The 7,584-nt window shown below is 27.6% G+C and carries 7 protein-coding genes and 6 pseudogenes; 1 reads left to right on the top strand and 12 read right to left on the bottom strand.

The window, feature by feature from the left end; all coding sequences use genetic code 11:
* Positions 1-474 precede the first annotated feature (474 nt).
* Entirely contained in the window at positions 475-606 is a 132-nt protein-coding gene (locus ACEW7V_RS01455; RefSeq protein ID WP_374695648.1) for a hypothetical protein, read from the top strand.
* Between the two features lie 919 nt (positions 607-1,525).
* Here ACEW7V_RS01455 and ACEW7V_RS01450 read toward each other — a convergent pair.
* The 12 genes and pseudogenes from ACEW7V_RS01450 to prfB all read right to left on the bottom strand — a co-directional run bounded on the left by ACEW7V_RS01450 (position 1,526) and on the right by prfB (position 7,489).
* Positions 1,526-1,765 (bottom strand): iron-sulfur cluster assembly scaffold protein, encoded by a 240-nt coding sequence (locus ACEW7V_RS01450; protein ID WP_374695647.1) that lies wholly within the window; start codon positions 1,763-1,765, stop codon positions 1,526-1,528.
* Positions 1,766-1,973: 208 nt separating this feature from the next.
* Positions 1,974-2,315: pseudogene (locus ACEW7V_RS01445) on the bottom strand (aminotransferase class V-fold PLP-dependent enzyme).
* Between the two features lie 97 nt (positions 2,316-2,412).
* Positions 2,413-2,523: an aminotransferase class V-fold PLP-dependent enzyme gene (locus ACEW7V_RS01440; protein WP_374695743.1), complete on the bottom strand. Its 111-nt coding sequence runs from the start codon at positions 2,521-2,523 to the stop codon at positions 2,413-2,415.
* A 14-nt stretch (positions 2,524-2,537) separates the two neighbouring features.
* Positions 2,538-2,885 carry an aminotransferase class V-fold PLP-dependent enzyme gene (locus ACEW7V_RS01435; RefSeq protein WP_374695646.1) on the bottom strand — a complete coding sequence of 116 codons (348 nt, stop codon included), beginning with the start codon at positions 2,883-2,885 and terminating at the stop codon, positions 2,538-2,540.
* A gap of 277 nt (positions 2,886-3,162) precedes the next feature.
* On the bottom strand, positions 3,163-3,243 hold the full coding sequence (locus tag ACEW7V_RS01430) for a hypothetical protein (protein ID WP_374695742.1): 81 nt from the start codon (positions 3,241-3,243) through the stop codon (positions 3,163-3,165).
* A 617-nt stretch (positions 3,244-3,860) separates the two neighbouring features.
* Positions 3,861-4,313: pseudogene (locus tag ACEW7V_RS01425) on the bottom strand (hypothetical protein).
* A 171-nt stretch (positions 4,314-4,484) separates the two neighbouring features.
* Positions 4,485-4,841, bottom strand: a pseudogene (gene rplS / locus ACEW7V_RS01420) (50S ribosomal protein L19).
* A gap of 22 nt (positions 4,842-4,863) precedes the next feature.
* A complete protein-coding gene (locus ACEW7V_RS01415; RefSeq protein ID WP_374695645.1) occupies positions 4,864-4,986 on the bottom strand; it encodes a hypothetical protein in 123 nt (40 codons plus the stop codon).
* Positions 4,983-5,183 (bottom strand): hypothetical protein, encoded by a 201-nt coding sequence (locus tag ACEW7V_RS01410; protein WP_374695644.1) that lies wholly within the window; start codon positions 5,181-5,183, stop codon positions 4,983-4,985. The genes ACEW7V_RS01415 and ACEW7V_RS01410 overlap by 4 nt, the downstream gene beginning before the upstream one ends.
* Positions 5,180-5,521, bottom strand: a pseudogene (locus ACEW7V_RS01405) (hypothetical protein). Before ACEW7V_RS01405 ends, ACEW7V_RS01410 begins: the two are co-directional and overlap by 4 nt.
* 107 nt (positions 5,522-5,628) lie before the next feature.
* Positions 5,629-5,934, bottom strand: a pseudogene (gene rpsP / locus ACEW7V_RS01400) (30S ribosomal protein S16).
* 430 nt (positions 5,935-6,364) lie between these two features.
* Positions 6,365-7,489: pseudogene (gene prfB, locus ACEW7V_RS01395) on the bottom strand (peptide chain release factor 2).
* Positions 7,490-7,584: the final 95 nt, after the last annotated feature.

Below are 7,584 nucleotides of genomic sequence, written 5' to 3'. Positions count from 1 at the left end.
TGATTGCTGCTAATAAAATTGTAGAAACGCCAAGAAAAACCATTTACTAAAGCTGATTTTGCCACTCGTTCTAAAATTAATAAAACCATTTTAGCCAAAGCAAAACAAGAAAACCTTTTTAGATTCTTTTTTTAGAAGATGAATGAAATTAAAAAACAAATAATAAATAAGTTTGGTTAACTCCACAAAAATATTAAAGATGATTTTTGCTATAATAAATCATTTTGCAAAAATAAAAAAAGGGAGGGTGATAAAATTGACTAACAAATAAAGATTAAGTGTCAGGGATCAAAACCAACGGGCGATCTTACTTTAGGAAATTATATTGGGGTTTTAAAACCTTTGCTATATTTGCAACAAAACTTAAAAAATTTACGATTTTTATCTTTTTTATAGCCGACTTGCACGCCGCTTACTTTTATCAAGAACCCCAAACACTTAAAACAACAAATCAAAAAAATAGCAGCTCTTTATTTGGCATCAGGGCTTGATCCTGAAAAAACCAGACTGTTTGTTCAATCTGAAGTAACACAACATACTTATTTGGGTTATCTCTTGAATGCAATTTTATTTTTTTCTGAACTACAAAGAATGATTTCAATATAAGGAAAAAAGCAAAATTAATGCAGAAGGAATAAAGTGACTTCTTTATTTACTTACCCACATTGATGGCAGCTGATATTTTGATGCATGATGCAAAATCTAGTGCCTATTGGCAAAGATCAAAAACAACATTAGAAATTGGCAAAAAACTTGGCTACAAGATTTCAATAAATTCTATATGGTACATTTGGTTGTTCCGGAACCTTTTAATCCTTTGGGTTCGAAAATAAAATCTTTGCAAAAGCCCTTTGAAAAAAATGAGTAAAAGTGATACGGAAAATCCTAAAAGCTATATTTCTTCATTTTTGGATGATCCTCAAACAATTAAAAGTAAAATTGCTCAAACTGGTTATAGCAGATTCCCAAAAAATAATTAAATATGATCCAGAAAATAAACCTGCAATTTCTAATCTTTTAACCATTTATGCTTTTTTAAAACAAATTAGTATTTTTGAAAGAAAACTCTTTTTCAAAAAAGTAATTATAAAGAGTTAAAAATAAAGTCGGTGAAGAAATACCAATTTTGTTGTACCTTTTGCAACAAAATTTTTATCAATTAATTAATAGTGCAAAAATTGGATGATATTTAAATAAAGGAGCTCAAAAGCCTTGATTGCAGAGAAAAATCCAACAGGTACGAAAAAATTAGGTATTTCAAGATTTTGATGTATAATATTTATAACAAAAGACAACCTTTTTTAGGGTTGTCTTTTTTATTTAATAACTTTTTATTGTGTGCTTTAATTACTTGTTGTAAAGCTTTCCAAGGAAAACTTATACAAGCGACTCTTCCAGGAAAATTAATAAAATATTTAAAATAATAATAATTCTTTGTCAAGTTGAGTTTCATCATATATTTGATTATTAATCATAGCTAAAAAATGATTTATTTTTTTCTAATGTTTATGGAATTTCTAGATTCTTAAAGATGTATAGACATCAAACTTGCTGAAGCGCGACAAATAGCACAAGCTTGGGTTTCGTATTTAATATCTATTAATTTTTGATTTGAGATTTTGATTTGTAATGAAATAGAATCACCACAAGAAACATTTTTATTAGTTATGTTTATAAAATCAGGGTCTTGGGAAAGTCCCCAATTTTGGGTTCTTGATAATGTTTTAATGATTAAATCGCGATATAATTTATTTATTTCTAACATTTTAATGCCTTGAGTTATTTATTAAATTTGGAGAAAAAGTTTGTTTTTTAAGGATTTTTAATTAAAAATATAACGTCTTCTTGATTGTTGTGAATGCCTATAGAAACTCTAATTATACTTGTTTGTTTTAGTTTTTGAAGTAGCTAAAAAAGCACAACATCTGCAGTTCTTACATAAATATTTTCTGAGCTAAAAAAGCTTCTGCGACTCAGTGGAGCATGAATTTGATTAAGTTAAAAGTAATGATATTAGAAAAAGCTTGAGGATTATAAATTGTGATTTTAGGAATTTGTTTTAATTCTTTCATTATATTTTGATAAATCTTTTTTTCATGTTTTTGGATGTTTTCAAAACCAATTTCTTCCACAAATTCAAAGCTTTTTAAAAGCAAGAATTCCTGAAATATTAGGAGTCCCTGATTCAAAATTTATTAAAAAAAAAAAAAAAAAAAGGGCCTTCGTTGGACGTGTTTTAAAGAAAATTCTTTAATGGAAGTTTCTCCAAATGAAGGAGGTTGTAATTGTTCTAATAAATGATTTTTGCCAAACAAAATCCCTATTCCAAAAGGGCCGTATAATTTGTGGGATGAAAAATGCTAAAAATCTACATCTAAAAATTTAACATCTATGGGTAGGTGACTTTGATGATTAGACAGAATCTAAAATAACTAAAGCGTTTTTTTTGTGAGCTAAAGTTGTTATTTCTTTAATGGGAGTTTCGTACCCTAGTAAATTAGAAACATGAGTTAAAACAACTATTTTAGTTTTGTTTGTTAAAACCTAGCAAAATTTTCTACAGTTATTTGATTCTGTTCGTTTAGGGGAACAAAAATTAATTTTGCTTTTTTTAGTTTGGCTTGTTTAAACCAAGGAAGCACGGAAGAATTATGTTCTAATTCTGATGTAATAATTTCGTCACCTTCTTGAAGGGTTTCTCCTAAGCTTTGAGCTAATATATTTAAAGAATCAGTAGTTCCTTTAGTAAAAATAATTTCTTCTGGTTTGGAATTAATAAAATTAGCTGTTTTAATTCTTGTTTCGTTCATTAGTAAAGTGTTTTGATGAGACAAAACGCCAAAAGATTTGGTATTGAGTCCATTTGTGTTATAAAATCTAGTCAATTCATCTATTACTTTTTTGAGGTTTTAAAGAAGTAGCAGCATTATCAAAGAATAAACAATCTTGGGGTTGGTTTTGAAAATTGGGAAAAGAAAAGCGAAAGGATTATTTTGCATTTTGGAAACCTCTTAATTTGTTAGAATATATTTTTCATAAATGAATTAATAAAAATAAATAAAAAGTTATTAATAATTAAAAAGACTATTAAAGCGTTGTTTTTTTTGCCTTTTTTCAAAAGGACATATTTATCAAATAAAGTGTTTTTTGGTTATTACAAAATCAAGGATTTGATTTTTGATTAAATAATTTAATAGTGTTGTCTTTGATAAATTCACGAGCTTCACTTTTAGAAGTTGCCAGTTTTGTTTGAACTAAAGCATCAACTAATAAAATATCTTCTCTTTGTGGAATTACAAAACAAAGTTTTTTGCAATAAAATAAAATCTTTTTCTTGGAAAGATTCTTTTTAGCATTAGAAAATAAAAATTTGGTTAGTTTTTATACATTCTTGCAAAATATCTGAGGAATGAATTAAAGTAATAAATTGTTTCTGGGTAAGAGCTTTTTGAGCTAATCTTTGTTGTGGTTTTTCCAAGGTGTTTTTTTCTAATTCAAAATTTGCTTGGGAGAGTTAAAGTAAGCATTTTTTAGATAATTGATTACTTCTTTATCAGAAACTTTATTTAAAAATATTGATAAATTTCATAAGGGAAGTCATTGGAAAGGATTTACCCATAAAACTTTTAAACTTTTGCAAATTTCGTTCCATCTGAATTTAACAAGAGGAGTGCTAATTCTAGGGCATGGATTTTTTTTCAATTTTCTGATGAGTTCTAGTCCCTTGTGATATTTCCCCACTGATCAGAACCGCCTAATTGTAATCTAACTTTATGATTTTTATAAATGATAGAAATCTAAGATTGTAAAATCATATAAGAAAATTCAGTACAAAGAAGATGCCAGAGCAAGTCTTTTAGCTACTGTATTTTGGAAAGCATATAGTTAATGTTAAAAAAGTTTCCGTAGTTTCTGAGAAAGAAATGATATCTATTTGAGAAAATAATTATTAATTGACAACAAATTCTACTTGTTTGTTTTAACAACATGTTTTTAAGTTGACATTCAATACTTTTAGCATTTTGCAATGAATTTTCTAAAGATAATAATTTTCTTTCTTCCCCAGTTTCTTTTGGGATCTCCTATTAAACCTGTAGCCCCACCTACTAAAATAACAGGTAGATGTCCTTGTCTTTGCATTAATAAAATCTGTTATTTATTTGAACTAAATGACCCACTGTTAAAGAATGAGAAGTAGGATCAAACCCACAGTAAAACTTAACTTGGTTGTTGTCTAATAATTCTTTAACTTGTGTTTCGTTACTACAATCTTTAATTAAATTGCGCCATTTTAATTCTTCATAAAAAGACATTTTGGGCTCCTATTTTATTTTTAGAAATAATTTTCTTGGTTTTGGAAAAATCATTAAAATAGGGTTGTTTTAATAATTTTCTAAATTTGTTTATTAAAAAAGGGGGGATATATTTAAAAATGTTATTAAAGTTTTTATTATAAAAAATGTATTTCTTTAAACAAAAACAATTTATCTTTGTTCTTTAATACGAGAAGCTTTAGAAAGGTTGCGAACATAATAATTTGCGCGACGAACAACACCGACGACGAACTACTTCCTATTTTTTCTCGTTAGTAGGGAATGTACTGAGAGGAAAAGTTAATTCAATTCCTACACCAGCAAATATTTTTCTTACAGTAAAAGTTTCTGTAACTAATCTTCCTTGGCGTTTAATAACTAAACCTTCAAAAATTTGAACCCTTTTGCGGTTTCCTTCATCAATTTTGATAAATACTTTAACTGTATCACCAGGTTTGAAAAAGGGACATCTTTAAGTTGGTGCTGGTTAACTGATTCTATTAAATTTTGTCCTTTTAATTGAGACATAATTTTTGCTCCTTTGTTGAATTCAAATAAATAATTCTTGAATTATTTTGTAATTCTTTTTAATTTCTGTTAAAAGTTTGGTTTGTTCTAAAGTTAATTTTTTATTTTCCAAAAAGATCAGGTCTTTTTGTAAAGTTGCCTTCAAGATTTCTTTTTGGCGCCAACATCTTTATTTTGCAGAAGGTTTCCAGATAACAAAACAGCAGGCACTTCGTATTGATTCAGAAATAACTTTTGCGGGCGGGTGTATTGAGGATATTTAAGCAAACCTTGTTGATGTGAATCTTCAAGATAAGATTGTTCTTTGATAACTTCTGGAAGCAGTCTTGTAATTGTGATCAACCAAAACTTAGTAATAACATTTCTCCTCCTGTCAAAACATAATCACCTATGGAAATTTCTGCATCAATATATTGCAATATTCTTGCATCAAACTCTTCATAATTACCGCATAAAATAATTAAATGAGTTTCTTGAGCAAAATTAGTGGCATGTGTTTGATTAAAAATTTGTCCTTGAGGAGATAATAAAATAACTTTGTTTTGGGAGTTTTTATTTTTTGTAGACAATCAAAAAAAGGAGGGAAAGAAAAGCAACATTCCAACTCCTCCTCCATAAACGATATCATCTACTTGATTATGTTTATTTTTGCTATAAGTTCTTAAATCATGAAGTTTTATTTGAACTTTTTTTGTTCTAAAGCTCTTTTAATAATGGAAGTTTCTCAAAAACTTTTAAAAAAAGCGGAAAAAATAGTGATAATTTCAATAATCATAAAATTTAGTTTTTAACCGTTAAAGGCGCTTTCATTTATTTTTGAAATTGAGAAAAAATTATTTTTCAACTTTAGTGTTAGTTTTTGCAACAAATTTACTTTTTTTAAATACTTTTTGACTGTCTTAGTTGGTTGAGCGCCATTGGATAACCATTTTTGTACTTTATTGTGGTCTAATTCAACAATATCTAAAATAGTGTCATAAGTTCCTAAAATTTCTAAAAATTTACTACCATCTCTAGCATTTTTAGATTCGCTTTCCAGCAACTACTCTGTAAAAAAGGTCTTTTATGCACTCCAGAAACGTTGTAAACGCATTTTATTGCCATAATAAAAACCCACTTTCTATTTTTTATTAATCGTTTAATCGTAAATTAAAAAGTTCATCCTAAATATTATCACATAAAATAACTGAATTGTCAAGTGTTTTTGATAAAAAAGATGAGAAAAATGTTTTTTGATGAATTCTTAAAAAAAATCTTTTAAAAGATTTTAATTAAGGTGAAAGACATTTCAGTATTACATTAAAAAATGTTTAAAAATCAACAACAATAAATAATAAGGGATTGATTTTAATGAAAAAATAGTGTGCTTTGTTGTTTCAAAAAATAAAATATTAAAATTGTTCTAAGACAAGACAAAAGAAAACCCCAAAACAAATACTTTGGAAATTATTTATTCTTTGGAAATGCCTTTTTATCTGGTCTTTTGTACATAATTTTTATGTGGTTGTACTAGTTAAAAATAATTAACTTTGTATTTTTATTTCATGAGGAGAACTAATAGGTATTTTGGTTAAATATCCATTGATAAATTCGTCGATGTTTCCATCCATTACTTGTTCTAATTGAAAAATTTCTTGATTAATGCGGTGATCTTTAACCATTTTGTAAGGATGAAAAACATAGCCTTCTAATTTGAGAACCCCAACCATTTTTCTTTTGGTCGCTTTGAAATTTTTTTAGCATTTTTCTTCTTTTTGTTGTTTTGATGCTAATTGAAATAACTTGGTTTTAGCATTTGCAAAGCTTTTCTTTGTTTTGATCTGAACTACGTTCATTTTGACAACCCACTACTAATCCTGTTGGCAAATGAGTTATTCTGAATCAGTAGTATTTACGTGTTGTCCACGCCTGCGCCACTGCTTCTAAAAGCATCGATTTTAAGATCTTCCTGTTTTTAAATTAATTTTGATTTCTTCATTAATTTCTACAGCCATGACATCGCAAGCTACAAAGAAATGTATGTCTTTTGGAATTAGCATCAAAAGGAGGAAGTTCTTACCAAACGATGAACCCCTTTTTTCTGTACCCCAGATAACCATAAGCACTTAAGTTCCTTTAATTAATAAGGTATTTTGATTGATTCCTGCTCCTTCACCTGGTTATTAATCAAAATTTCGGTTTTTAAAATTCTTTTTTTTGAATATATTTTTGATACATACGGAAAAGCATTTCGCACCAATCTTGCGATTCGAGTCCTCCTGCTCCTGGATGGAATAATAAAAATAGCATTGTTAATATCTATAAGGTTGATTCAAAAAATTTTAATTTTGAAATCAAAAACAGCTTTAGTAAGGTTTTTTTAATTCTTCTTCTAATAAAGCAGAAGTTTCATTTGGGATTTCATTTAAATTAAATAAAGTTTCTAGATCCAAATAATTTTGTTCTAAAGTTTCTAAAGTAGTTTTTTTTTGTCTTGCAAGTCGTTGAATTGTTGGCTTATTGTAACAGCTTTTTGGGGGTCTTGCCAAAATCTTCTTTTTTGCATGGCGCAATTTAATTTTCAATTGTTTGATTGGTTTTTTTAAATCAAGGGCTTGTTTTAAATCTTGAAGAGGTTTTTGATGCAAGTTTTGTAAAATTTGATTAATTTATTTTTCACAAATTAATTCCAAGGTTTTTAGAAGTTCTTACTTTTCTAGTTCTTCTTTTTTTAGAAGTTTCATCATCACTTGAGCAATACCTT

Source organism: Areca yellow leaf disease phytoplasma (genome assembly GCF_041920595.1).
The sequence above is the reverse complement of the archived record's forward strand: the minus strand, read 5'-3'. Positions and strand labels throughout refer to the sequence as shown.